This window comes from Streptomyces sp. NPDC055243, from assembly GCF_044544025.1.
GTDB lineage: Bacteria > Actinomycetota > Actinomycetes > Streptomycetales > Streptomycetaceae > Streptomyces.
In genome coordinates, this window is record NZ_JBITWR010000007.1 from 100,200 (window position 1) to 124,922 (window position 24,723).

21 protein-coding genes and 1 pseudogene are annotated in these 24,723 nt (G+C 71.6%); 14 read left to right on the forward strand and 8 right to left on the reverse strand.

Annotated features, from left to right (window positions below):
• Nucleotides 1–23: 23 nt before the first annotated feature.
• Entirely contained in the window at nucleotides 24–404 is a 381-nt protein-coding gene (hisI, locus tag ACIGXX_RS21430) for a phosphoribosyl-AMP cyclohydrolase (RefSeq protein ID WP_351162315.1), read from the forward strand.
• On the opposite strand, the gene ACIGXX_RS21435 is transcribed toward hisI, so the two are convergent.
• A complete protein-coding gene (locus ACIGXX_RS21435) occupies nucleotides 385–852 on the reverse strand; it encodes a hypothetical protein (RefSeq protein WP_351162313.1) in 468 nt (155 codons plus the stop codon). The two genes, hisI and ACIGXX_RS21435, sit on opposite strands and share 20 nt — an antisense overlap.
• A gap of 78 nt (nucleotides 853–930) precedes the next feature.
• Here ACIGXX_RS21435 and ACIGXX_RS21440 point away from each other — a divergent pair, with 78 nt between their 5' ends.
• From ACIGXX_RS21440 to lgt, 10 genes are all read left to right on the forward strand, one after another.
• A complete protein-coding gene (locus ACIGXX_RS21440) occupies nucleotides 931–2,433 on the forward strand; it encodes an anthranilate synthase component I (RefSeq protein WP_351162311.1) in 1,503 nt (500 codons plus the stop codon).
• Between the two features lie 7 nt (nucleotides 2,434–2,440).
• Nucleotides 2,441–3,112 (forward strand): TIGR02234 family membrane protein, encoded by a 672-nt coding sequence (locus ACIGXX_RS21445; RefSeq protein WP_351162309.1) that lies wholly within the window; start codon nucleotides 2,441–2,443, stop codon nucleotides 3,110–3,112.
• Between the two features lie 102 nt (nucleotides 3,113–3,214).
• A complete protein-coding gene (locus ACIGXX_RS21450; protein ID WP_351162307.1) occupies nucleotides 3,215–3,451 on the forward strand; it encodes an HGxxPAAW family protein in 237 nt (78 codons plus the stop codon).
• Between the two features lie 98 nt (nucleotides 3,452–3,549).
• Nucleotides 3,550–3,993, forward strand: a complete 444-nt coding sequence (locus ACIGXX_RS21455) for a DUF2752 domain-containing protein (protein WP_399977736.1) — start codon at nucleotides 3,550–3,552, stop codon at nucleotides 3,991–3,993.
• Between the two features lie 184 nt (nucleotides 3,994–4,177).
• Nucleotides 4,178–4,987 (forward strand): indole-3-glycerol phosphate synthase TrpC, encoded by an 810-nt coding sequence (gene trpC, locus ACIGXX_RS21460; protein ID WP_351162303.1) that lies wholly within the window; start codon nucleotides 4,178–4,180, stop codon nucleotides 4,985–4,987.
• A 9-nt stretch (nucleotides 4,988–4,996) separates the two neighbouring features.
• Nucleotides 4,997–5,218 carry a tryptophan biosynthesis modulator TrpM gene (trpM, locus tag ACIGXX_RS21465; RefSeq protein WP_383819517.1) on the forward strand — a complete coding sequence of 74 codons (222 nt, stop codon included), beginning with the start codon at nucleotides 4,997–4,999 and terminating at the stop codon, nucleotides 5,216–5,218.
• A 100-nt stretch (nucleotides 5,219–5,318) separates the two neighbouring features.
• Nucleotides 5,319–6,605, forward strand: coding sequence for a tryptophan synthase subunit beta (gene trpB, locus ACIGXX_RS21470; protein WP_351162301.1), 1,287 nt, complete (start codon nucleotides 5,319–5,321; stop codon nucleotides 6,603–6,605).
• Nucleotides 6,602–7,417, forward strand: a complete 816-nt coding sequence (trpA, locus tag ACIGXX_RS21475; protein ID WP_361463711.1) for a tryptophan synthase subunit alpha — start codon at nucleotides 6,602–6,604, stop codon at nucleotides 7,415–7,417. The genes trpB and trpA overlap by 4 nt, the downstream gene beginning before the upstream one ends.
• Before the next feature lie 63 nt (nucleotides 7,418–7,480).
• The gene (locus tag ACIGXX_RS21480; RefSeq protein WP_399977742.1) at nucleotides 7,481–8,257 is read left to right on the forward strand and encodes a DsbA family protein; all 777 of its coding nucleotides are present in this window, start codon (nucleotides 7,481–7,483) and stop codon (nucleotides 8,255–8,257) included.
• 122 nt (nucleotides 8,258–8,379) lie between these two features.
• The gene (gene lgt, locus ACIGXX_RS21485; protein WP_399977745.1) at nucleotides 8,380–9,360 is read left to right on the forward strand and encodes a prolipoprotein diacylglyceryl transferase; all 981 of its coding nucleotides are present in this window, start codon (nucleotides 8,380–8,382) and stop codon (nucleotides 9,358–9,360) included.
• A 60-nt stretch (nucleotides 9,361–9,420) separates the two neighbouring features.
• On the opposite strand, the gene ACIGXX_RS21490 is transcribed toward lgt, so the two are convergent.
• The 7 genes and pseudogenes from ACIGXX_RS21490 to ACIGXX_RS21520 form a co-directional block, all read right to left on the reverse strand.
• The gene (locus ACIGXX_RS21490) at nucleotides 9,421–10,254 is read right to left on the reverse strand and encodes an HpcH/HpaI aldolase/citrate lyase family protein (RefSeq protein ID WP_399977748.1); all 834 of its coding nucleotides are present in this window, start codon (nucleotides 10,252–10,254) and stop codon (nucleotides 9,421–9,423) included.
• The gene (locus ACIGXX_RS21495; protein ID WP_366462288.1) at nucleotides 10,251–11,438 is read right to left on the reverse strand and encodes a CoA transferase; all 1,188 of its coding nucleotides are present in this window, start codon (nucleotides 11,436–11,438) and stop codon (nucleotides 10,251–10,253) included. Before ACIGXX_RS21495 ends, ACIGXX_RS21490 begins: the two co-directional genes overlap by 4 nt.
• Nucleotides 11,435–12,344, reverse strand: a pseudogene (rbsK, locus tag ACIGXX_RS21500) (ribokinase). The gene ACIGXX_RS21495 and the pseudogene rbsK overlap by 4 nt, the downstream one beginning before the upstream one ends.
• A complete protein-coding gene (locus ACIGXX_RS21505) occupies nucleotides 12,341–13,792 on the reverse strand; it encodes an ADP-ribosylglycohydrolase family protein (protein WP_399977751.1) in 1,452 nt (483 codons plus the stop codon). Before ACIGXX_RS21505 ends, rbsK begins: the two are co-directional and overlap by 4 nt.
• Nucleotides 13,789–14,976 (reverse strand): ADP-ribosylglycohydrolase family protein, encoded by a 1,188-nt coding sequence (locus ACIGXX_RS21510; protein ID WP_399977754.1) that lies wholly within the window; start codon nucleotides 14,974–14,976, stop codon nucleotides 13,789–13,791. The genes ACIGXX_RS21505 and ACIGXX_RS21510 overlap by 4 nt, the downstream gene beginning before the upstream one ends.
• Entirely contained in the window at nucleotides 14,927–16,126 is a 1,200-nt protein-coding gene (locus ACIGXX_RS21515; RefSeq protein WP_351162283.1) for an ADP-ribosylglycohydrolase family protein, read from the reverse strand. The genes ACIGXX_RS21510 and ACIGXX_RS21515 overlap by 50 nt, the downstream gene beginning before the upstream one ends.
• Nucleotides 16,127–16,203: 77 nt before the next feature.
• A complete protein-coding gene (locus ACIGXX_RS21520) occupies nucleotides 16,204–17,211 on the reverse strand; it encodes an ADP-ribosylglycohydrolase family protein (protein ID WP_351162281.1) in 1,008 nt (335 codons plus the stop codon).
• Nucleotides 17,212–17,424: 213 nt separating this feature from the next.
• On the opposite strand from ACIGXX_RS21520, the gene ACIGXX_RS21525 reads away from it, so the two are divergent.
• From ACIGXX_RS21525 to ACIGXX_RS21535, 3 genes are all read left to right on the forward strand, one after another.
• Nucleotides 17,425–18,156: a VIT1/CCC1 transporter family protein gene (locus ACIGXX_RS21525; protein ID WP_351162279.1), complete on the forward strand. Its 732-nt coding sequence runs from the start codon at nucleotides 17,425–17,427 to the stop codon at nucleotides 18,154–18,156.
• 310 nt (nucleotides 18,157–18,466) lie between these two features.
• Nucleotides 18,467–23,053 (forward strand): glutamate synthase large subunit, encoded by a 4,587-nt coding sequence (gene gltB / locus ACIGXX_RS21530; protein ID WP_351162277.1) that lies wholly within the window; start codon nucleotides 18,467–18,469, stop codon nucleotides 23,051–23,053.
• A complete protein-coding gene (locus ACIGXX_RS21535; protein WP_351162275.1) occupies nucleotides 23,046–24,506 on the forward strand; it encodes a glutamate synthase subunit beta in 1,461 nt (486 codons plus the stop codon). Before gltB ends, ACIGXX_RS21535 begins: the two co-directional genes overlap by 8 nt.
• Nucleotides 24,507–24,723: the final 217 nt, after the last annotated feature.

A 24,723-nucleotide genomic window follows, 5' to 3' on the forward strand; every position in this document is an offset into this window, starting at 1 on the left:
CGAGGGCGCGGCACAATGGGGCCATGACCGCCACGCCCCCGCCCAGCAGCCTCGACCCCGAGATCGCCGCCCGCCTCAAGCGCGGCGCGGACGGACTCGTCCCCGCCGTCGCCCAGCAGTACGACACCGGCGAGGTGCTGATGCTCGGCTGGATGGACGACGAGGCGCTGCACCGCACGCTCACCACGGGCCGCTGCACGTACTGGTCGCGCAGCCGCCAGGAGTACTGGGTCAAGGGCGACACGTCCGGGCACTTCCAGTACGTGAAGTCCGTGGCCCTGGACTGCGACGCGGACACCGTCCTGGTCCAGGTCGACCAGATCGGCGCCGCCTGTCACACGGGCACCCGCACGTGCTTCGACTCCGACTCCCTCACGGTGTCCTTCACCGGCATCGGAGAGTGATCGTCTCGCCGTCCCGCAGCACGATGCGGGACGGATCGCCGGCCCAGGCGCGCCCGGCGACATCGGCGCGGCACTTCTCCCGTACGCCGCTCACGCCCCACTCGGTCATGAACTGACCCAGGGTGAAGTCCCGCCACTCCTCCGACTCCACGTGCAGGGTGCCCGTCGTGTCGTGCGTGTGCAGCGGGCTGTAGCGGGGCCTGGGGCCCGAGCGGTCGATGCCGATGTCCGCGGGGACCGTGACGGGACTGCGGCCGGAGAACACCTTCAGGGTGGTGTGGATGTGCATGTCCATCGCCTCGGAGTCGAGCATCGTCAGGCCCGCGGCCCGCACCCTCTCGGGTACGTCCTTGGGGGCGGGCCACACCACGGGCTCGGGTGCGGCGGCCGCGAACGCGGTCGACGCGAGGAGGAGGGCGAGGGCGGGCAGCGTACGGCGGTTGGTCATCGTCCCGTTCTAGTGGCCGGTGTTCCACCTGTCGGCCAGAAACACCGGCGGCCACCCGCACGGCCGTAAGCTCCTCCCATGGATCTCGAGACCTTCCGCAAGCTCGCGAGCGACCGCCGAGTGATCCCCGTCAGCCGCAGGCTCCTCGCGGACGGCGACACTCCGGTCGGGCTCTACCGCAAGCTGGCCGCAGAGCGGACCGGCACGTTCCTCCTGGAGTCCGCGGAGAACGGCCGCTCTTGGTCTCGCTACTCCTTCGTCGGCGTCCGCAGCGCCGCCACCCTGACCACCCGCGACGGCGACGCCCACTGGCTGGGCACCCCGCCCGTCGGCGTCCCCACTTCCGGTGACCCGCTCGACGCCCTGCGTGCCACCGTCGAGGCCCTGCACACGCCGCGCGACCTGGCGTCCGGGATGCCGCCCTTCACCGGCGGGATGGTCGGATACCTCGGCTACGACATCGTGCGGCGCCTGGAGAAGATCGGCCCCGGTGAGCGCGACGACCTCCAGCTGCCCGAGCTGACCATGCTGCTCACCAGCGATCTCGCCGTACTCGACCACTGGGACGGCTCGGTGCTCCTGATCGCCAACGCGATCAACCACAACGACCTTCAGACGGGCGTCGACGAGGCGTACGCCGACGCGGTGGCCCGGCTCGACGCCATGGAGGCCGACCTGTCGCGGGCCGTCTCGCAGCCCCCGGCCGCCCTCCCGCCGTCCGAGCTCCCGGCGTACACCGCGCTGTGGGGCGGCGAGCAGTACCAAGAGGCCGTCGAGGACATCAAGGAGCGCATCCGCGCGGGCGAGGCCTTCCAGGTCGTGCCCTCGCAGCGCTTCGAAACCCCTTGTGACGCCAGCGCGTTGGACGTCTACCGCGTGCTGCGGGCCACCAACCCCTCGCCGTACATGTACCTCTTCCGCTTCGACGGGTTCGACGTCGTCGGCTCGTCGCCCGAGGCCCTCGTCAAGGTCGAGGACGGGCGCGCCATGGTGCACCCCATCGCGGGCACCCGGCCGCGCGGCGCGACCCCGCAGGAGGACCAGGCGCTCGCCGACGAGCTGCTCGCCGACCCCAAGGAGCGGGCCGAGCACCTGATGCTGGTCGACCTGGGCCGCAACGACCTGGGGCGCGTCTGCGAGCCGGGCTCCGTCGAGGTCGTCGACTTCATGTCCATCGAGCGGTACTCGCACGTCATGCACATCGTGTCGACCGTCACGGGACGGGTCGCCGAGGGACGCACCGCCTTCGACGTGCTCACCGCCTGCTTCCCCGCGGGCACCCTCTCCGGCGCCCCCAAGCCCCGCGCGATGCAGATCATCGACGAGCTCGAACCCTCCCGGCGCGGCCTGTACGGCGGCTGTGTCGGATATCTCGACTTCGCCGGCGACTCCGACACCGCCATCGCCATCCGCACCGCGCTCCTGCGCAAGGGCACGGCATACGTCCAGGCCGGAGCCGGGGTCGTCGCCGACTCCGATCCCGTCGCCGAGGACACCGAGTGCCGCAACAAGGCGGCGGCGGTCCTGCGGGCCGTCCACACGGCCAACCGGCTGCGGCGCCCCGACGGACGTGAGGGATAGTGGAGGCGTGACTTCTGCTGTACCACCGCCCCGCACCCAGGCCGCCGACGCCGCCGAGCCCGACGCAGAGCCCGAGACCCGGGCCCAGCGCAGCGGCCGACGCAGCATCGCCGTGGCCCTGCTGTTCGGCGCAGTCGGCGCGGCCCTCGCCCTGCTCGCGTCCCGCCAGACGTGGGCCAACGGCACCGCTTCGGTGGCCGGCGGCGACCTGCCGCTGAGCGCCACGGGCAGCGATGTCACGGGCGTGCCCGCGGCCCTGGCGATAGTGGGGCTCGCCGCGCTCGTCGCCGTCTTCGCCGTCCGCAAGGCCGGCCGGACGCTGGTCTCGCTGCTGCTCGCGCTGAGCGGCGCGGGCACCGTGGCCGCCGCCCTGCTCGCCGCGAACGACAGCGGCGCGCTCGACGAGAAGGCCGCCGAGGCCTCCGGCGACACCGCCGCCACGATCGGTGATCTCAGCCACACGGCCTGGCCCTACGCCGCGGCCGGCGCGGGCGTGCTGCTCCTGATCGCCGGACTGCTCGCCCTCACGTACGGCAGGTCCTGGCCCGCGATGTCGGGACGCTACGAACGCGACGGCGCGCCGCGTCCGCGCAAGGCGCCGCCCACGGTCGACCCCAACCGGCCCGAGGACCTGTGGAAGGCCCTGGACCGCGGCGAGGACCCGACGCGCGAGGCATGACCCCGCGCTCACGGCACGCGCGCGAGTACGGGACAATGGAGCGGTGAGCGTTCGGCTCACCCCACGCATCACCACCACGCATACAGCAACGAGGAGCAAGTCATGGCGGGCACGAGCCACGGACACACCCCGGCCGCCTGGACCGGTGTCATCATCGCCTTCATCGGTTTCTGCGTATCGGGTGCCTTCATGGTGATGGCCAACCCGCTGGGCTTCTGGGCCGGCATGGTCATCGTCGCCGCCGGTGGCGTCGTGGGCATGGTCATGCGCGCCGCGGGCCTCGGCCAGGCGAAGCGCCAGCGGCAGCCGCAGGGTCAGCTCGCGCACTCCGAGGGCTGAGCTCCACCGACGCACGTGGGAGGCGGTCCCGGCAGGTGCCGGGGCGGCCTCCTTTTTCGCGTTTCCCTGCCGGGCACGGGCCACCGCCGAAGGGCAGAATGCATCGGGTGAACGCTGAACCCGGGAGCGCGGCACCACCCGCCGGCACCGCACTGCGCAGGCTGGCCGTGCCCGTCGGCGTGCTCGGCTCGGTGATCGCCGCCTTCACCTACGTCGGGACGGTCGACCCGAACGAGCCGGGGCACTACCCCACCTGTCCGCTGCTCCAGCTCACCGGCGTGTTCTGCCCCGGCTGCGGCGGACTGCGCAGCGCCCACGCCTTCGTCCACGGCGACCTCACCGCGGCACTGGGCGCCAACGCGCTCGCCGTCGTCGGGTACGGCGTCTTCGCTGTGGTGTGGAGCCTCTGGGCGGCCCGCGCGGCGCGCGGACGACGGCTGCGGATCGAGTTGGGGCCCGTACAGCTGTACGGAATCGGCGTGCTGATCGCCGTGTTCACCCTCGTGCGCAATCTGCCGTTCGGGGCATGGCTGCACCCTTGACGTACGACGAAACCGCAGGCCGCAGCGGTGCGGAGTGTCCAGGACGTGGGACTGGCGTCAACCGGATGCGGGGCCTTCGCCCTCCTGCGGATACCATCGCAGTGACCATCGGAATGCCTGATGAGGCAGCCGACAGCTTGAGGTTCAAACAAAAGCTTCACCGTCTGGGAAGGGGGCCGCTCGCGTGAGTGTGCTCGACGAGATCATCGACGGAGTCCGTGCCGACCTCGCGGAGCGGCAGGCGCGCGTCAGCCTCGACGAGCTCAAGGAGCGCGCGGCGAAGGCTCCTGCGGCCAAGGACGGGGTCGCCGCGCTGCGCGGCGACGGCGTCAAGGTCATCTGCGAGGTCAAGCGCTCCAGCCCGTCCAAGGGCGCGCTCGCCGCGATCGCCGACCCCGCGGGACTCGCCGCCGACTACGAGGCGGGCGGCGCCGCCGTCATCTCCGTGCTCACCGAGGAGCGCCGCTTCGGCGGTTCGCTCGCCGACCTGGAGGCCGTCCGGGCCAAAGTCGACATCCCGGTGCTGCGCAAGGACTTCATCGTCACCTCGTACCAGCTGTGGGAGGCGCGGGCGTACGGCGCCGACCTCGCCCTGCTGATCGTGGCCGCCCTGGAGCAGCCCGCCCTGGAGTCGCTCATCGAGCGCGCCCATTCGATCGGCCTCACGCCGATCGTCGAGGTGCACGACGAGGACGAGGCCGAGCGGGCCGTGGACGCGGGCGCGAAGGTCATCGGCGTCAACAACCGCGACCTCAAGACCCTGAAGGTCGACCGCTCCACCTTCGAGCGCGTCGCGCCCGAGCTGCCGGACAGCGTCGTCAAGATCGCCGAGTCCGGTGTGCGCGGTCCGCACGACCTCATCGCGTTCGCCAACGCCGGCGCCGACGCGGTGCTGGTCGGCGAGTCCCTGGTGACCGGCCGCGACCCGAAGTCCGCGGTCTCCGACCTGGTCGCCGCGGGCGCGCACCCGGCCCTGCGGCACGGGCGGAGCTGACCCGTCCCGATGACCGCCTTCGCCCGCCTCGCACCCGGCTGCCGCCCTCGCGGCTGCCGGGCGCCCGCGCGGCGCGTGCGGGGCCGCAGGGTGCGGTACGTCATCGGCGATGAGCCGGGCCAGGTGAACGGGATGCGATGGCCGAGCGCCCCGTCAGGGGCGCGGGGAACTGCGCGACCAGCCACGGCGTCGCGTCGGCCGGACGAATCGTCTGCCCTTCACGGCGCGTAGCCGTCCTCACCCCGGTGGGGCTTGCTCACGCAGTTCCCCGCGCCCCTGGCGGGGTCGATCGCATCGCAGATCACCCATTCACGCCACGTGAGGTAGAGGCATGTCCAGCGAGTACTTCCATCCCGACCCCGAGGGTCACATCCCCAGCGCCGAAGGCTACTTCGGCGCGTTCGGCGGCAAGTTCATCCCGGAGGCCCTCGTCGCCGCCGTGGACGAGGTCGCCGTCGAGTACGACAAGGCCAAGAGCGACCCCGAGTTCGCCCGCGAGCTCGACGACCTCCTGGTCAACTACACCGGCCGCCCCAGCAGCCTCACCGAAGTGCCCCGGTTCGCCGAACACGCAGGTGGCGCGCGGGTCTTCCTCAAGCGCGAGGACCTGAACCACACCGGCTCGCACAAGATCAACAACGTGCTCGGCCAGGCCCTGCTCACCAAGCGCATGGGCAAGACCCGCGTCATCGCGGAGACCGGCGCCGGACAGCACGGCGTCGCCACTGCCACCGCCTGCGCGCTCTTCGGCCTCGAATGCACCATCTACATGGGCGAGATCGACACCGAGCGCCAGGCCCTGAACGTGGCCCGCATGCGCATGCTCGGCGCCGAGGTCATCGCCGTGAAGTCCGGCAGCAGGACCCTGAAGGACGCCATCAACGAGGCGTTCCGCGACTGGGTCGCCAACGTGGACCGCACGCACTACCTCTTCGGGACCGTGGCCGGACCGCACCCCTTCCCCGCCATGGTGCGCGACTTCCACCGCGTCATCGGGGTGGAGGCCAGGCGCCAGATCCTGGAGCGCGCGGGACGGCTCCCCGACGCCGCCGTCGCGTGCGTGGGCGGTGGCTCGAACGCCATCGGCCTCTTCCACGCCTTCATCCCGGACGCCGACGTCCGGCTCATCGGGTGCGAGCCCGCGGGCCACGGCATCGGGACCGGCGAGCACGCGGCCACGCTGACCGCCGGCGAGCCGGGCATCCTGCACGGCTCCAGGTCGTACGTCCTCCAGGACGAGGAAGGGCAGATCACCGAGCCCTACTCGATCTCCGCCGGACTCGACTACCCGGGCATCGGCCCCGAGCACGCCTACCTCAAGGACAGCGGCCGCGGCGAGTACCGCGCGGTCACCGACGACGCGGCGATGCAGGCCCTGCGTCTCCTGTCGCGCACCGAGGGCATCATCCCGGCCATCGAGAGCGCCCACGCGCTCGCCGGGGCGCTCGACGTCGGCAAGGAGCTGGGCAAGGACGGGCTGATCATCATCAACCTGTCCGGGCGCGGCGACAAGGACATGGACACGGCCGCCCGCTACTTCGGCCTGTACGACACGGACGCCGCCGTCGAGGCGGACGCGGCCGGCACCGGCGCGGAGATCGAAGGGGACGCCAAGTGAGCGGCAACATCCAGCTGTTGGACGAGACTCTCGCCGCGGCCAGGTCCGAGGGCCGGTCCGCCCTCATCGCCTACCTCCCGGCCGGGTTCCCGACCGTGGACGGCGGCATCGCGGCCATCAAGGCCGTCTTCGAGGGCGGCGCCGACGTCGTGGAGGTCGGTCTGCCGCACAGCGACCCGGTCCTCGACGGTCCCGTCATCCAGACCGCCGACGACATCGCGCTCAAGGCGGGCCTGAAGATCGCCGACGTGATGCGCACGGTGCGTGAGGCGTACGAGGCGACCGGCAAGCCGGTGCTCGTCATGACGTACTGGAACCCGATCGACCGCTACGGCGTCGAGCGCTTCACCGCCGAGCTCGCCGAGGCGGGCGGCGCCGGGTGCATCCTGCCCGACCTGCCCGTCCAGGAGTCGGCGCTCTGGAGGGAGCACGCCGAGAAGCACGGCCTCGCCACGGTCTTCGTGGTCGCGCCGAGCAGCAAGGACGAGCGGCTCGCCACCATCACGGCGGCGGGATCGGGCTTCGTCTACGCGGCGTCGCTGATGGGCGTCACGGGTACCCGTGAGTCCGTCGGGGAGCAGGCGCAGGAACTGGTGCGGCGCACCAAGGCCACCACCGACCTGCCGGTCTGCGTCGGCCTCGGCGTCTCCAACGCCCGCCAGGCCGCCGAGGTCGCGGGCTTCGCCGACGGCGTGATCGTCGGCTCCGCCTTCGTCCAGCGGATGCTGGACGCCGAGGACGAGGCGGCGGGCCTTGCCGCCGTCCGCGCGCTCGCGAGTGACCTCGCCCAGGGAGTTCGCGGCAACGCGTAACTCGTACGGGTGGACTTGGGACCGGGGAGGCATGCTCGTGCCTCCCCGGTTCGTTGGCGGGGTGTGAGCGACAAGAACCGTGAGGGAAAGCGCGCGGCCCGCGACCGGCTGGCGGAAGAGCGAGAGCGGCAGAAGTCGCGGGACAAGCAGCGCAGGGTGTTGATCGTGAGCGCCGCCGTCGTGGGCGTCCTGGCGCTCGCCGCCGTGGCGGGTCTGGTCGCCGCCAACTCGGGTGACGACAAGGACACCTCGGGCCCGCTGTCCGTCCCCAAGGGGGCGACCGGCGAGGATCAGCTCGCGATCCCGGTCGGCAAGGACAGCGCCAAGTCCACCCTCACCATCTGGGAGGACTTCCGCTGCCCCGCCTGCAAGCAGTTCGAGGACACCTACCGCAGCACGATCCACGAGCTCACCGACAAGGGCCAGCTCAAGGTCGAGTACCACCTGGCGACGATCATCGACGGGAACATGGGCGGCAGCGGCTCCCTGCGCGCGGCCAACGCGGCGGCCTGCTCCCAGGACGCCGGGAAGTTCACGCCGTACCACGACGCGCTGTTCACGAACCAGCCCGCGGAGACGGACGACGCGTTCAGCAAGAACAGCAAGCTGCTCGAGCTCGCGGGCAAGGTGGACGGCCTCGTCACCGACTCCTTCAAGAAGTGCGTGAACGACGGCAAGCACGACAGCTGGGCCACGAAGTCGAACAAGGCCTTCCAGGAGGCGGGCCTGCAGGGCACGCCGAGCGTGCTCCTCGACGGCAAGAACATCTTCGGTGACCAGAAGAATCCGCTGACCCCGGCGAAGCTGAAGGCGAAGGTGGAGGAGGCGAACAGGGGCTAGGAGCCTGGGATCGGGCCTCTCGCGGGGCCCTCTCGGGAACCCCTGTCATGAACCCCTGTTATGGAGACGTAGCCGGGCTGGTTGCCTGGGGCACCGCCCGGCACGGTAGCGTCGGACCTGCCATGGACCTTGCCTTCATTCCCAGCCCGTCGCGCGGTGTGGTCGAACTCGGACCCATTCCGCTGCGCGGCTACGCGTTCTGCATCATCATCGGCGTCTTCGTCGCCGTCTGGCTCGGCAACAAGCGGTGGATCGCTCGCGGGGGCCGCCCAGGCACCGTGGCCGACATCTCCGTCTGGGCCGTGCCGTTCGGCCTCGTCGGCGGGCGTCTCTACCACGTGATCACGGACTACCAGCTGTACTTCAGCGAGGGCCGTGACTGGGTGGACGCCTTCAAGATCTGGGAGGGCGGCCTCGGTATCTGGGGCGCGATCGCGTTCGGCGCGGTCGGTGCCTGGATCGGCTGTCGCCGGCGCGGCATCCCGCTGCCGGCCTGGGCCGACGCCCTCGCCCCCGGCATCGCCTTCGCCCAGGCGATCGGCCGCTGGGGCAACTGGTTCAACCAGGAGCTCTACGGCAAGGCCACGGACCTGCCGTGGGCGCTGAAGATCACGTCGGCGGAGGACGGCCGGGTACCGGGCACGTACCACCCGACGTTCCTCTACGAGTCGCTCTGGTGCATCGGCGTCGGCTTCCTGGTCATCTGGGCCGACCGCCGCTTCAAGCTGGGCCACGGCCGGGCGTTCGCCCTGTACGTCGCTTCGTACTGCGCCGGGCGCGGCTGGATCGAGTACATGCGGGTGGACGACGCCCACCACGTCCTGGGGCTGCGGCTCAACGTGTGGACCGCGATCGCGGTGTTCGTGCTCGCCGTCGTGTACTTCGTGCTCTCGGCGAAGAAGCGTCCGGGGCGCGAGGAGATCGTCGAGCCCGTGCCCGACGGCGAGGAGCCCTCGGAGGGTTCCTCCAAGGACGACGACGCCGAACCGTCCAAGGACGCCGAGGACTCGGCGGACACCGGGGCCGCCGGGGCCGCCAGGGACGCAGGGGACAAGGGCACGGACAAGGACGGCGCCGGAGCCGAGTCGGCCAAGAAGGGCTGACACGCTCCCTGCCGCGTACGTCGACGGGGCCGCCGGATCACCGATCCGGCGGCCCCGTCGCTATGGGCACCGCCGCGCGAGGTCCAGGACCCGCCGCGCGCCCTCCACCACGGCCTTGTCCACGAACGTGCCGTCCGGGAGGGCCAGCGCGCCCGCCTCCGTGGTGGAAGCCTTGACGATCTGCTCGGCGTGGTCGATCTCCTCCGGGGTGGGGAGGTAGGCGCGCTCGATGGCCGGGAGCTGGCGGGGGTGGATCGCGGCGCGGCCCAGGAAGCCCAGGGCACGGCCGTGCGCGCAGGACGCCGTCAGGCCCGCGGTGTCACGGATGTCGGCGTGGACGGACTGCGCGGGTGGTGCCAGACCCGCCGCCCGTGCGGCCACCACCACGCGCGAACGGGACCAGTCGAGGCCCGCGTCGTCACGTACCCCCAGGTCCGAGCGGAGGTCCGCCTCGCCGATGGAGAGCCCGTGCAGGGCCGGGTGCGCGGTGGCGATGGCGAAGGCGTGCTCCAGGCCGACGGCCGACTCGATGAGGGCGTGCAGGGCGGGGGCGCCGCCGTCCGCCGGGGCCGACCGCTCCGCGACGCGGACGACGTCGGCGGGGCAGGTCACCTTGGGCAGGCGCAGGCCGGAGAGCCCGGGCAGGTGCGCGATCGCCCGGAGATCGGCATCGGCCAGCGGGCCGTCCAGGGCGTTCACGCGGACGTGGACCGGGACCGGGGGAGTCTCGGAGAGCAGCTCGGCCGTGGCCGCTCGCGCGTACTCCTTGCGGTCGGGGCCGACCGCGTCCTCCAGGTCGACGATGACGACGTCGGCGCCCGCGAGCAGGGCCTTCGCCACTACGGACGGCCGGTCGCCGGGCGCGTACAGCCAGGTCAGAGGAGTGTCCTTCACAGTGCGCCCTCCTCGCGCAGGCCCACGATCTCCCGTTCCGTCAGGCCCAGTTCGGTCAGGACCTCCGCCGTGTCCGCTCCGTGCGGGCGGCCGGCCCAGCCGATCGAGCCGGGGGTCTCGGAGAGGCGGAAGAGGACGTTCTGCATGCGCAGCGGGCCGAGCTCCGGGTCGTCGACCGTGGTGACGGTGTCCAGGGCCGCGTACTGGGGGTCCGTCATCACGTCGCGTACGTCCTGGATGGGGGCGACCGCCGCCTCGGCCTTCTCGAAGGCCTCGATCACCTCCGCGCGGGTGTGCAGGGCGATCCAGCCGCCGACCGCTCCGTCGAGGACGTCCGCGTGGGCCGCGCGCTCCGCGCCCGTCGCGAACCACGGCTCGGAGATCAGCTCCGGGCGGCCCACCAGGCGCATCACGCGTTCCGCGATCGACTGGGCCGACGTGGAGACGGCGACCCAACTGCCGTCCGCCGTGCGGTAGGTGTTGCGGGGCGCGTTGTTGGCGGAGCGGTTGCCGGTGCGGGGCTGGACGTGGCCCAGCTGGTCGTACCAGAGCGGCTGCGGGCCCAGGACCGTGAGGATCGGCTCGATGATCGCCATGTCCACCACCTGGCCCCTGCCCGTCCGGTCGCGGGCCGCCAGCGCCGTCATCACCGCGTACGCCGTGGCGAGACCCGCGATCGAGTCGGCGAGGCCGAAGGGCGGCAGGGTCGGCGGTCCGTCCGGTTCGCCGGTGATCGCGGCGAAGCCGCTCATGGCCTCCGCGAGGGTGCCGAAGCCGGGGCGGCGGGAGTACGGGCCGAACTGGCCGAAGCCCGTGACGCGGGTCAGGACGAGGCGGGGGTTCGCCGCGCTCAGCTCCTCCCAGCCCAGGTCCCACTTCTCCAACGTCCCGGGGCGGAAGTTCTCGACGACCACGTCCGCCGTGGCGGCCAGGCGCAGGAGGGTCTGGCGACCGCCGGGTGTGGAGAGGTCGAGCGTCATCGTGCGCTTGTTGCGGCCCAGGAGCTTCCACCAGAGGCCGACGCCGTCCTTCGACGGGCCGTGCCCACGGGACGGGTCTGGCTTGCGCGGATGCTCGACCTTGATGACCTCGGCGCCGAAGTCGCCGAGCATCGTGGCGGCGAGGGGGCCCGCGAAGAGCGTCGCCAGGTCGAGGACGCGCAGGCCGGTGAGGGGGGCCGTCATGAAGCCGTTCCGTTCGCCTCGGTGTCGATCTCGGAGCGGAACGGCATGGACGCCGACGCCCCCGGACGCTGGACGGAGAGCGCCGCCGCCGACGACGCCCACGCGAGCGCGTCCGGCACCAAAGCGCCCTCGGCGAGCGCCACCGCGAGGGTGCCGACGAACGTGTCGCCCGCCCCGGTCGTGTCCACGGCGGTGACGTGCGGGGCCTCCACCAGGACCGGCTCGGCGCCCCGGGCGGCGTACAGGCTGCCGCGCGCGCCGAGCGTGACGACGACTTCTGGCACCTGGGAGAGGAGAGATCGGGCGGCCGCGTGCGGGTCGGTCAGGCCGGTGAGCGTGGCGGCCTCGTGCTCGTTCGGGACCAACAGGTCGACGGCGGCGAGGAGTTCGGGGTCCAGGGGCTGGGCGGGAGCCGGGGTCAGGATGGTGCGCACGCCGTGCCTGCGGGCGGCCTGCGCGGCGGCGAGCACCCCCTCGACGGGGATCTCCAGCTGGAGCAGGAGGGTGTCGGCGGAGGCGATCAGGCCCTCGTCGCCGGGGGCGAGCGCGGTGAGGGTGCCGTTGGCGCCGGGGATGACGACGATCGCGTTGCCGCCCTCGTCGTCGACCACGATGTGCGCGGTGCCGGTGGCGGTCTTCTCGACGGTGCGCAGCAGGTCGGTGTCGACGCCGGAGTGGTCGAGTGCGGCGCGGAGCTGGGTGCCGAAGGCGTCGGCGCCGACCGCGCCGATCATCGACACGGCGTCGGCGCCCGCGCGGGCCGCGGCGACGGCCTGGTTGGCACCCTTGCCGCCGGGGAGTGTACGGGAACTCGCGCCCGGTGACGGTCTCTCCGCGCTGCGGGGCCTTGGCGACGTACGCGACGAGGTCCATGTTCGTGCTGCCGAGCACGGCGATGTGGGTCATGGGTGGGGTCTCTCCTGGGCGTATTCGGGGAGGGCGGCGAGTTCGGTGGTGAGGTCCGCGAGGGTGTCGAAGCCGATGCCGTCGAAGCCCGGGACGGAGCTGGCGATGCGGTTGTCGAGCGGTGACGTCCAGCGGTCGGGCAGCGCGTCCGGGTGGCCCGCGAGCAGGCCCGCGATCGAGCCCGCGGTCGCGCCGTTCGAGTCGGTGTCCCAGCCGCCGGAGACGGCGCGGGTGATGGAGCCGGTGAAGTCGCCTTCGGCGTGGGTGAGGGCGGCGGACAGGAGGGCGGCGTTGGGGATGACGTGTACCCAGTGATGGTGACCGTAGGCAGCGTGCAGGTCGTCCACCACGTGGTCGAAGTCCGGTGTCCGGGTGGCCAGTTGGACGGCGTGGCGGATCGCTCGGGCCAGGCGGGAGTCCGGCGGTACGACGCCGAGGCCCGTGCGCAGGCAGTGGTGGACGTCGCCGGTGCCCGCCGCCGCCTCGGCGATGGTGGCCGCGGCGAACATCGCCCCGTACACGCCGTTGGCGGTGTGGGTGAGCGTCGCGTCGCGGTACGCGCTGTCGGCCGCGGCCCGGGGCGCGCCGGGGTGGGTCCAGCCGTGCACGTCGGCGCGGATCAGGGCGCCGATCCATTCGCGGAAGGGGTTGTGGTGGGTGGCGGTGTGCGGGGGCTCGATGCCGTTGAGGAGGTTGCGGTAGGCGATGCGTTCGGCGGTGAAGGTGCGGGCCGCGGGGAGCTCGTCCAGCCACAGCTTCGCCACGTCCGTGGTGGTGAAGTCTCGGCCGTGGCGTTGGAGGAGACGGAGGTTGAGGAGGGGGTAGTTGAGGTCGTCGTCCTCGGGCATGCCGTTGATGTTCTCGGCGAGGGAGGTTTGTGCGGAGCGCTTGTTCCAGGGGTGGGCCGCTGCGAGCTCCGGGGGGAGGCCCTTTTCCGTGAACCACGTGGTGAGGGGCCAGTTGCCTGTGGCCTTGGCGAGGCTTCTGATGGCGGCCAGGGGGAGCTTCTCCACCGGTTTGCCCAGGAGGCAGCCTGCGGCTCGGCCTAGCCAGGCCGCGTGCAGGCGGTGGCGTAGGGCGTTCTCCTCCCCAATCCCGCCCCTTCCCGAAACCGCCTGCCGCGGGGCCTTGTTCTGGGGTGCGGGTCGGTGGGTGGTGTTGTGCCCACCCTCCCCCACGCTCAACTTCGTTCGAGCGGGGGGACCCCCATCGCCCTGCGGAACGCCTGCCCACAACGGTGTGGACAGTTCGTTCAGGAGCTGCTCCGCCAAGGCCCGTAGGTGGGGGGAAGGGGGCGTTGGGGAGGCTCCGGCTCTGGGGGGAGCCAGGTGGCCGCCTGCTGATTGCCAGCGGGAGCGGATGTCGCGTACGTCCTTGCCCTCCTGTTCCGACTGGTGGAGTTCGTGGCCGATCAAGTCCTCCGGCTGGACCCAGGTGAGGCGGATCATGGGGTTGCCGTCAGGGCCGCGTACGCCGATTCGTGGGCCCGGCGGCGGCGTACGTCGCGGATGAAGATCTCCTGGGTGACCTCCGTGAGCGTCCTCGCGGGGGCGTGCAGGTCCAGGCGGCTGGCCTCCGCGACCGTCTTCGACCACTCGGGCGGTGCGACCGAGCCCAGGGCGCCCGCGATCGCGCCGCTCATCGTGGCGATGGAGTCGCAGTCGCGGCCGTAGTTGACCGAGCCGAGGACCGTGTGGCGGTAGTCGCCGTCGTTCACCAGGAGCATGCCGAGCGCGATCGGGAGTTCCTCGATGGCGTGCAGGCGGGAGGGGCGGCGGGCGCCGAGGGACGGGGCGCGGTAGTCCTGGCCGACCGTGTCGAAGGGGCTGACCGCGGTGCGGAGGGGGACGAGCGCCGACTCGAAGTCCCGGTGGTGCGCGGCGACTTCGGCCACCGACTCGATCGCGGCCCGCGTGCCGTCCTTCGCGAGGGAGAGGGCGGTGTCGATCACGGAGGTCGGCGTCGCGCCCGGCGCACACGCGGCGGCCACCGCCGCCGCGAAGACCGCGGCCGCCTCCCGTCCGTACGACGACTGGTGCGCGCCCGCGACGTCGAGGGCCTCGGCGTACGCGGCCGCCGGGTTCGCTGCGTTGACCAGGCCGACCGGCGCCATGTACATCGCCGCACCGCAGTTGACGATGTTGCCGGTGCCCGCCTCGCGCGGGTCGACGTGGCCGTAGTGGATGCGGGCGACGATCCACTTCTCGGCCAGGAAGACGCGGTGGAGCGGGATGGTCTCCGTCTCCAGTTCCGGAATCCAGCGGGGGTTCGTCATGAGGTCGGGGACCAGGTGGTTGGCGACCGCGTAGGCATCCAAGTGGTCGCGGACGGCGGCGTACACGCGGATGAGCGCGTGCGTCATCAAGGTGTCGTCGGTGACGTTCCCGTCGCCCTTGTGGTACGGCGCGATGGGGCGGGCGGTGCGCCATCGGTCGCCGTTCCAGGGGCCGACGATGCCGTGTACGCGACCGCCGTGCCGTTCGACGATCTGCTCGGGGGAGTAGCCCTCGACCGGACCGCCGAGGGCGTCGCCGACGGCGGCTCCGACCAGACAGGCGGTGATGCGTTCGGGGAGGGTCAGGTCAGTGGGGAGGGGGTCGATGGGCCGGGTCCGGGGCGTTGGTGACGTCATGTCGGAATTGTCCTCCCGGGGTGGTCGGTTCCGTGGCTGCCAGGTGCCCGGCGAGTTCCACCAGGTCGGTGCCCGCGAGGCGGGGGAGCGCGCAGCCGGAGAGGGTGCGGCAGGCGTCGCGCCAGGCCTCGGGGACGGCGGCGGCCGTGCCGAGCGTGCCGGTCAGGGCGCCGGCCAGGGCGGGCGCGGAGTCGGCGACGCGGGAGAGGCAGGCGGCGGCGGGCACCGCGTCGCGGATGCGGCCGCGGGCCGCGGTGGCCAAGGCGAGGGCGACCGGGACGGTCTCGGCGGCGGCGATGCCGTAGCTGTAGACGTGGTCGACGATCTGGTGCTCCAGGAGCGGGACGATGCCGAAGGCGCCGTCCTCCGGCTGGGTACGGGCGAGCTTGACGGCGTGCCAGGCGTTGCGGCCGATCTCGGTGTGCTCGGGGAGCTGGGCGAGAGCGGCGTCCACGGTCGCGTCGACGTCCGCGCCGCCCAGCGCCGCCGCGATCGCCGCGGCCATGGCGCGGGCGCCGTGCACGCCGTCGCCGTCCTGGGTGTAGCGGGCGTCGAACTCGGCGAGGTCGGCGGCCTGTTCGGGGTCGCCCGGGTGCACCAGGGCGAGGACGCAGGCGCGTACGCAGGCCGCGTCGTCGAAGTAGTGGGGGTTGTCGTGGCCGGTGGCGGGCGGGCGCAGACCGGCGGCGAGGTTGCCGAGGCCCGCGCGGACGGAGATGCGGGCGCGCAGGGGGAGTACGGCGGACTCGACCTCGGGGGCGCGGGCCGCCGCGGCGGCGATTTTGCCGGCGAGGGAGTTCCAGGCGAGGTCCAGCGCCGCGCGGACCCGGCGGTCCGGGGGCAGCTGGGGGTCCAGCGTCCCGTCCGCGGCGCGGAGCAGTGATTCGGCGGTGAAGACGGCCCATTCGGCGTCGTCGGAGGGGCCCAGGCGGAGGGGTTCCGGGGGCTGGTTGAGGGCGATGGGGACGGGGAGGGTGGTGGTGGCGTTCTGCTCGGCGAAGGTGTCCAGTTCGCGGGTGAGTCTGCGGGTCCACTCGGGCATGCGTGCCGCGCGGTGCCTGGCGGCGGGCCAACCGGCGGCGTCGCCTGCCGCGAGGCCCAGGAGCAGGCCCTCGATTTGCTGAGCGCCTCGTGTATCCGCACCCGGCATCGTGGGCTGTGCCCACCCGTTCCGCCGTGCGGAACGCCTGCCCACAGCGAGGGCGTCTACTGCAGGCTTGTCGGCGGTCACGAGGCCCCCTGGCCAGGAACGAGCAACTCCGCCACGTCCAGCACATGATGCCCCCGCATCGAAGGCAGGCAGCTGCCCCGCGCGGGGCCGATGGCCGCCGCCCACGGCGGTGGAATCGCCGAGGCCCCGCAGGTGGCACCGGCGAGCGCCCCGGCCACCGCGGCAGTCGTGTCCGCGTCCCGCCCCATGTTGACCGCGGTCAGCACCGCGTCAGGGAATCGGCCGGAGGCCGACGCGTACGCGCCGAAGGCGAGCCCCACCGCCTCGGGGGCGAGGTCGGTCCAGGGGTAGCCGCCGATCACCACCGCGGAGCGCACCGCGCGCTCGCCCCGGTGGGCCACCGCCACCGCCCGCCGCAGCGAACGGGACGTCCAGCAGTCCATCGGGATGACGGAGAGGGCCGCGGCCACCACGGACGCCACCTGCGCCCCGACCATCGCGGCCGCGACGCCCGCCGCCACCGCCTGCCCGCCGTAGATGCCCTCGCCGTCATGGCTGACCGAGCCGTCGATCGCGACGAGCCGGGCCGCTTCGGCGGGCCGTCCCGCGGCGAAGATCCCGAAGGGGGCGGCGCGCATCGCGAGGCCGTCGCTCCACGCGTGCCGGTGCTGCGCCGAGATGGGCGCCGCAAGGCCGCGGCGCAGGTTCTCCAGCGTGCCGCGCTCGCTGAAACCTGCGCCCCGGAAGGGGCCTTCGTCCAGGTCGGCGATCCACTCGTGCCAGGCCGCCTCGACGTGCGCGACGGTGAGCGCCGAGCCGTGCCGGGCCAGGAGGAGCCCCGAGAAGATCGCGTACTCGGTGTCGTCCGTGCCCGAGGGATGCTCGGCGACGTACCCGGTGATGCGTCCCCAACGGCGGCGGATCTCCGACGGCTTCATGTTCTCGGCGGGCGCGCCCAGCGCGTCGCCTACCGCCAGGCCCAGGAGCGCGCCGCGCGCCCGCTCTCTCAGGCCGGTCGCTCCGGTCGCGCCGGTCACTTCAGTCACACCGGTCAAGCCCGTCATGCTGTGCCTCCATGGTGCCGAGACGTGTGGCTGTATCCCTCCCACGCGGCACCCCCGACGCGAGCATCCGGACCGCCGACATCACCCCTCCGACGCATGCGATCACCGGTTCGAGGAACCCGCGTTCGCGCAGGTAAGTACGGCCTTCCTTGCTGGCGAGGGCGATTTTTCGCGCGTACTTTCGAGATCGTCCAAGCACTGAGGGGGCCCACCATGGCGATCATCGAGACCGAAGCGACGCTGCACGAAGCGCACCGCGACAACCACACCCACCGCGACGTGAACGGCGGCTGGCTGCGCCCCGCCGTCTTCGGCGCGATGGACGGCCTGGTGTCCAACCTGGCCCTGATGACCGGTGTCGCCGGTGGAGCCGTCTCGCAGCAGACCATCGTCATCACGGGTCTTGCCGGCCTCGCCGCGGGCGCCTTCTCCATGGCGGCCGGCGAGTACACCTCCGTCGCCTCGCAGCGTGAGCTCGTCGAGGCCGAACTCGACGTGGAGCGGCGGGAGTTGCGCAAGCACCCCGCGGACGAGGAGAAGGAGCTCGCCGAGCTGTACGAGTCGCGTGGCGTCGAGCCGAAGCTCGCCCGCGAGGTCGCCAAGCAGCTCTCCAAGGACCCCGAGCAGGCCCTGGAGATCCACGCGCGCGAGGAGCTGGGCATCGATCCCGGAGATCTGCCCTCGCCGACCGTCGCCGCGGTCTCCTCCTTCGGTGCCTTCGCGCTCGGCGCGCTGCTTCCCGTGCTGCCGTATCTGCTCGGCGCCCAGACGCTCTGGCCCGCGCTGCTCCTCGCCCTGATCGGGCTCTTCGCCTGCGGTGCGGTGGTGGCGAAGGTGACCGCGCGGTCCTGGTGGTTCAGCGGGCTTCGGCAGTTGGCGCTGGGCGGCGCGGCGGCGGGTGTGACGTACGCCCTGGGCAGCTTGTTCGGTACCGCCGTAGGATGAACCCTTGCAGTCCTATGCGGGGTCCTGCATAACTAGCCGTTACTCGGCGGTTTCGAGTCCTTAACCACCGGGCATGAGCCGTAAGCGCTGCGGGCAATGAGGCCTGTGCCGCTCTCGGGCCCTTCGGTCATGGATCTGTCCGCATAGGTCCCTTCCCTGCCGCTCTCCACAGCCATGAGCGGTGTCCACATGGTGGAATGAGCTATCCGCTTTTCGAGAAGCGTTCCATCATGTAACCTGCACGAAATTTCGCCTGGGCCAACGTCGTCCCTCGCTTTTTGCCTATGCCACGACGACGACGGGAGAGCCAATGCGTACGCACGCCTGGTCGCCCATGGACGGTCGCCCCGCCCCTCAGGGCATGTACGACCCCCGTAACGAGCACGACGCCTGTGGTGTCGGGTTCGTGGCCACCCTCACCGGTGTAGCCAGCCATGAGCTGGTCGAACAGGCGCTGACCGTACTGCGCAATCTCGAACACCGTGGTGCCACCGGTTCCGAGCCGGACTCCGGTGACGGCGCGGGCATCCTGCTCCAGGTGCCGGACGCCTTCCTGCGCGAGGTCACCGGTTTCGCGCTTCCCGAGGCCGGTTCCTACGCCGTCGGCATCGCCTTCCTGCCGGTCGACACCGCGGGTACGACCGATGCCGCTGTCTCGCAGATCGAGACGATCGCTTCCGAGGAGGGCCTGACGGTCCTCGGCTGGCGCGACGTTCCCGTCGCCCCCGAGCTGCTCGGAGCCACCGCCCGCTCGACGATGCCGGTCTTCCGGCAGATCTTCGTGGCCGACGGCGAGAGCTCCGGCGTCGCGCTCGACCGCAAGGCCTTCGTCCTGCGCAAGCGCTCCGAGCGTGAGGCCGGGACGTACTTCCCCTCGCTCTCCGCCCGGACCATCGTCTACAAGGGCATGCTGACCACCGGCCAGCTGGAGCCGTTCTTCCCCGACCTGTCCGACCGCCGTTTCGCCACGGCCGTCGCGCTCGTCCACTCGCGCTTCTCCACCAACACGTTCCCGAGCTGGCCGCTCGCGCACCCCTACCGCTTCGTCGCGCACAACGGCGAGATCAACACGGTCAAGGGCAACCGGAACTGGATGCGGGCGCGCGAGTCGCAGCTCGCCTCCGACCTGTTCGCCTCCGCCGGGGAGCGCAGCACCGACAAGCTGGACCGCGTCTTCCCGATCTGCACGCCGGACGCGTCCGACTCGGCGTCCTTCGACGAGGTGCTCGAACTCCTCCACCTCGGTGGACGTTCGCTTCCGCACTCGGTCCTGATGATGATTCCCGAGGCGTGGGAGAACCACGGCTCGATGGACCCGGCCCGCCGCGCCTTCTACCAGTACCACTCCACGATGATGGAGCCCTGGGACGGCCCGGCCTGTGTCACCTTCACCGACGGCACCCAGGTCGGCGCCGTTCTCGACCGCAACGGTCTGCGCCCCGGCCGCTACTGGGTCACCGACGACGGCCTCGTCGTCCTCGGCTCCGAGGTCGGCGTCCTCGACATCGACCCCGCGAAGGTCGTCCGCAAGGGCCGCCTCCAGCCCGGCAAGATGTTCCTGGTCGACACCGCCGAGCACCGCATCGTCGAGGACGACGAGATCAAGACCGCCCTCGCCGAGGAGAACCCGTACCAGGAGTGGCTGGAAGCCGGCGAGATCGAGCTCTCCGACCTGCCCGAGCGCGAGCACATCGTGCACACGCACGCCTCCGTCACGCGCCGCCAGCAGACCTTCGGCTACACCGAGGAAGAGCTGCGCATCATCCTGGCGCCGATGGCCAAGGCCGGCGGCGAGCCGCTCGGCTCCATGGGCACGGACACCCCGATCGCGGCACTCTCCGAGCGCCCGCGGCTGATCTTCGACTACTTCACGCAGCTGTTCGCGCAGGTCACCAACCCGCCGCTGGACGCCATCCGTGAAGAGCTCGTCACCTCGCTGCACTCCTCGCTGGGCCCGCAGGGCAACATCCTGGAGCCGACCGCCGCGACCTGTCGCAGCGTCACGCTGCCCTTCCCGGTGATCGACAACGACGAGCTCGCCAAGCTCATCCACATCAACGCCGACGGCGACATGCCCGGCATGACGGCCGCGACCCTCTCCGGTCTCTACCGCGTCAGCGGCGGCGGCGACGCCCTTGCCGCCCGCATCGAGGAGATCTGCACCGAGGCCGACGCCGCCATAGAGGCGGGCGCCCGCCTGATCGTGCTCTCCGACCGGCACTCCGACGCCGAGCACGCGCCGATCCCCTCGCTGCTGCTCACCGCGGCCGTCCACCACCACCTCATCCGTACGAAGCAGCGCACCCAGGTGGGCCTGCTCGTCGAGGCGGGCGACGTCCGCGAGGTCCACCACGTGGCCCTCCTCATCGGCTACGGCGCGGCGGCGGTCAACCCCTACCTCGCGATGGAATCCGTCGAGGACCTCGTCCGTGCGGGCACCTTCCTGCCGGGCATGGAGGCCGAGCAGGCCATCCGGAACCTGATCTACGCGCTCGGCAAGGGCGTCCTGAAGGTCATGTCCAAGATGGGCATCTCGACCGTCGCCTCCTACCGCGGCGCGCAGGTCTTCGAGGCCGTCGGCCTCCAGGAGAACTTCGTCGCGAAGTACTTCGTCGGCACGACGTCCAAGATCGGCGGAGTCGGCATCGACGTCGTCGCGCAGGAGGTCGCCGCCCGGCACGCCAAGGCGTACCCGGTCTCCGGCGTCGCCTCCGCGCACCGCGCGCTCGACATAGGCGGCGAGTACCAGTGGCGCCGCGAGGGCGAGCCGCACCTCTTCGACCCCGAGACGGTCTTCCGCCTTCAGCACTCCACGCGCAACCGCCGCTACGACATCTTCAAGAAGTACACGGACCGCGTGAACGAGCAGTCCGAGCGCCTCATGACGCTGCGCGGCCTGTTCAACCTGAAGTCGGACCGCCCCTCGATCTCCATCGACGAGGTCGAGTCGGCCGCCGACATCGTCAAGCGGTTCTCGACCGGCGCCATGTCGTACGGCTCGATCTCCAGCGAGGCGCACGAGACCCTCGCCATCGCCATGAACCAGCTGGGCGGCAAGTCCAACACCGGTGAGGGCGGCGAGGACGCCGAGCGCCTGTACGACCCGGCCCGCCGCTCGTCCATCAAGCAGGTCGCCTCCGGCCGCTTCGGCGTGACCTCCGAGTACCTGGTCAACGCGGACGACATCCAGATCAAGATGGCGCAGGGCGCCAAGCCCGGCGAGGGCGGCCAGCTGCCCGGCCACAAGGTCTACCCGTGGGTCGCCAAGACGCGTCACTCGACGCCGGGCGTGGGCCTGATCTCCCCGCCGCCGCACCACGACATCTACTCCATCGAGGACCTGGCCCAGCTGATCCACGACCTGAAGAACGCGAACCCGCAGGCGCGGATTCACGTGAAGCTGGTCTCCGAGGTCGGCGTGGGCACGGTCGCCGCGGGTGTCTCCAAGGCGCACGCGGACGTCGTCCTGATCTCCGGACACGACGGCGGTACGGGCGCCTCGCCGCTGACCTCGCTCAAGCACGCGGGCGGTCCCTGGGAGCTCGGCCTCGCCGAGACCCAGCAGACGCTCCTGCTCAACGGTCTGCGCGACCGCATCGTGGTGCAGACCGACGGCCAGCTCAAGACCGGCCGTGACGTCGTCATCGCCGCGCTGCTGGGCGCCGAGGAGTTCGGTTTCGCGACCGCGCCGCTCGTCGTCTCCGGCTGCGTCATGATGCGCGTCTGCCACCTGGACACCTGCCCGGTCGGCATCGCCACGCAGAACCCGGCGCTGCGCGAGCGCTTCTCCGGCAAGGCCGAGTACATCGTCAACTTCTTCGAGTTCATCGCCGAAGAGGTCCGCGAGATCCTCGCCGAGCTGGGCTTCCGCACCATCGAGGAGGCCGTCGGCCACGCCGAACTCCTCGACACCGAGCGCGCCGTGAACCACTGGAAGGCGCAGGGCCTCGACCTGGAGCCCCTCTTCCACGTGCCCTCGCTGCCCGGCGGCGCCGTGCGCCACCAGATCGCCGCCCAGGACCACGGCCTGGAGAAGGCGCTCGACAACGAGCTGATCAAGCTCGCCGCCGACGCGCTCTCCGCCTCCAGCGCGACCGACGCCCAGCCGGTCCGCGCCCAGGTCGCGATCCGCAACATCAACCGCACGGTCGGCACCATGCTCGGCCACGAGGTGACGAAGAAGTTCGGTGGCGCGGGCCTGCCCGACGACACCATCGACATCACCTTCACCGGCTCGGCGGGCCAGTCGTTCGGCGCGTTCGTGCCGCGCGGCGTGACCCTGCGGCTTGAGGGCGACGCCAACGACTACGTCGGCAAGGGCCTCTCCGGCGGCCGGATCATCGTCCGCCCGGACCGCGGCGCCGACCACCTCGCCGAGTACTCGACGATCGCGGGCAACACCATCGCGTACGGCGCGACGGGCGGCGAGCTGTTCCTCCGTGGCCGTACCGGTGAGCGGTTCTGCGTCCGCAACTCCGGTGCGACGGTCGTGTCCGAGGGCGTGGGCGACCACGGCTGCGAGTACATGACCGGTGGCCACGCGGTGGTCCTCGGCGAGACGGGCCGCAACTTCGCGGCCGGCATGTCGGGCGGCATCGCGTACGTCATCGACCTCGACCGGGACAACGTCAACTCCGGCAACCTGGGCGCCGTCGAGGCCCTGGACGACTCCGACAAGCAGTGGCTGCACGACGTCGTGCGCCGCCACCAGGAGGAGACGGGCTCGACCGTCGCCGAGAAGCTGCTCGCCGAGTGGGACACCGCCGTGGAGCGCTTCAGCAGGATCATCCCCAGCACGTACAAGGCAGTGCTCGCCGCCAAGGACGCCGCCGAGCGAGCCGGTCTCTCCGAGACCGAGATCACCGAGAAGATGATGGAGGCGGCGACCAATGGCTGATCCCAAGGGCTTTTTGAACCATGGCCGCGAGGTCGCGAAGACCCGCCCGGTCGGCGAGCGCGTCCAGGACTGGAACGAGGTCTACGTTCCGGGCTCCCTCCTCCCGATCATCTCGAAGCAGGCGTCGCGCTGCATGGACTGCGGCATCCCGTTCTGCCACCAGGGCTGTCCGCTGGGCAACCTGATCCCGGAGTGGAACGACTTCGCGTACCGCGAGGACTGGTCGGCCGCCTCCGAGCGGCTGCACGCCACGAACAACTTCCCGGAGTTCACCGGGCGGCTGTGCCCGGCGCCCTGTGAGTCGGCGTGCGTGCTCGGCATCAACCAGCCGGCCGTCACCATCAAGAACGTCGAAGTCTCCATCATCGACAAGGCGTGGGACGCCAACGACGTGCTGCCCCAGGCGCCCGACCGCCTGTCCGGCAAGACGGTCGCCGTCATCGGCTCGGGCCCGGCGGGTCTCGCCGCCGCCCAGCAGCTGACCCGCGCCGGTCACACGGTCGCCGTGTACGAGCGCGCGGACCGCATCGGCGGCCTGCTGCGCTACGGCATCCCCGAGTTCAAGATGGAGAAGCGCCACATCAACCGCCGCATCGAGCAGATGCGCGCGGAGGGCACCAAGTTCCGTACGGGTGTGGAGGTCGGCCGCGACATCGACGCGGCGAAGCTGCGCAAGCGGTACGACGCGGTGGTCATCGCCGCGGGCGCCACGATCTCCCGCGACCTGCCGGTGCCGGGCCGTGAGCTGAACGGCATCCACTTCGCCATGGAGTACCTGCCGCTCGCCAACAAGGTCCAGGAGGGCGACTTCGTGGCGCCCCCGATCACGGCCGAGGGCAAGCACGTCGTGGTCATCGGCGGCGGCGACACCGGCGCGGACTGCGTGGGCACCGCCCACCGCCAGGGCGCGGCCTCGGTCACGCAGCTGGAGATCATGCCGCGTCCGGGCGAGGAGCGCAGCGCCAACCAGCCGTGGCCGACCTTCCCCATGCTCTACAAGGTGACCTCCGCGCACGAGGAGGGCGGCGAGCGGGTCTACGCCGTCTCGACCACGCACTTCGAGGGCGACGAGGACGGGAACGTCCAGTTCCTGCACCTCACGGAGGTCGAGTTCATCGACGGCAAGCTGACCCCGAAGCCGGGCACGGAGCGCAAGATCCCCGCCCAGCTGGTCACCCTCGCCATGGGCTTCACGGGTACGGACCGCGAGAACGGTCTGGTGGACCAGTTCTCCCTGGAGCTCGACGAGCGCGGGAACGTCGCCCGCGACGGCGACTTCCAGACCAACGTTCCCGGCGTCTTCGTCGCCGGTGACGCGGGCCGCGGTCAGTCGCTCATCGTCTGGGCGATCGCCGAGGGCCGCTCGGCCGCGCAGGGCGTGGACCGTTTCCTCACCGGCGCGAGCGACCTGCCGTCGCCGATCCGCCCCACGGACCGTTCACTGATGGTCTAGTACGCCCCCTGATACGTCCCGTACAACGGCGTACGGAACTGAGCGACGCCCGCCTTGTCCCCGACCGGACTTGGGCGGGCGTCGTGGCGTTTCCGGTCCGTGAAGGCGTACCCATGCGTTGCATCCTGCGCAACGCGCATTGCTTGCAACGCAAATCACGTTTCGGCCCCGCTTAGCCGAATGGGTCTAGACCGCGCCGAGCGCCTGTGACCACAAT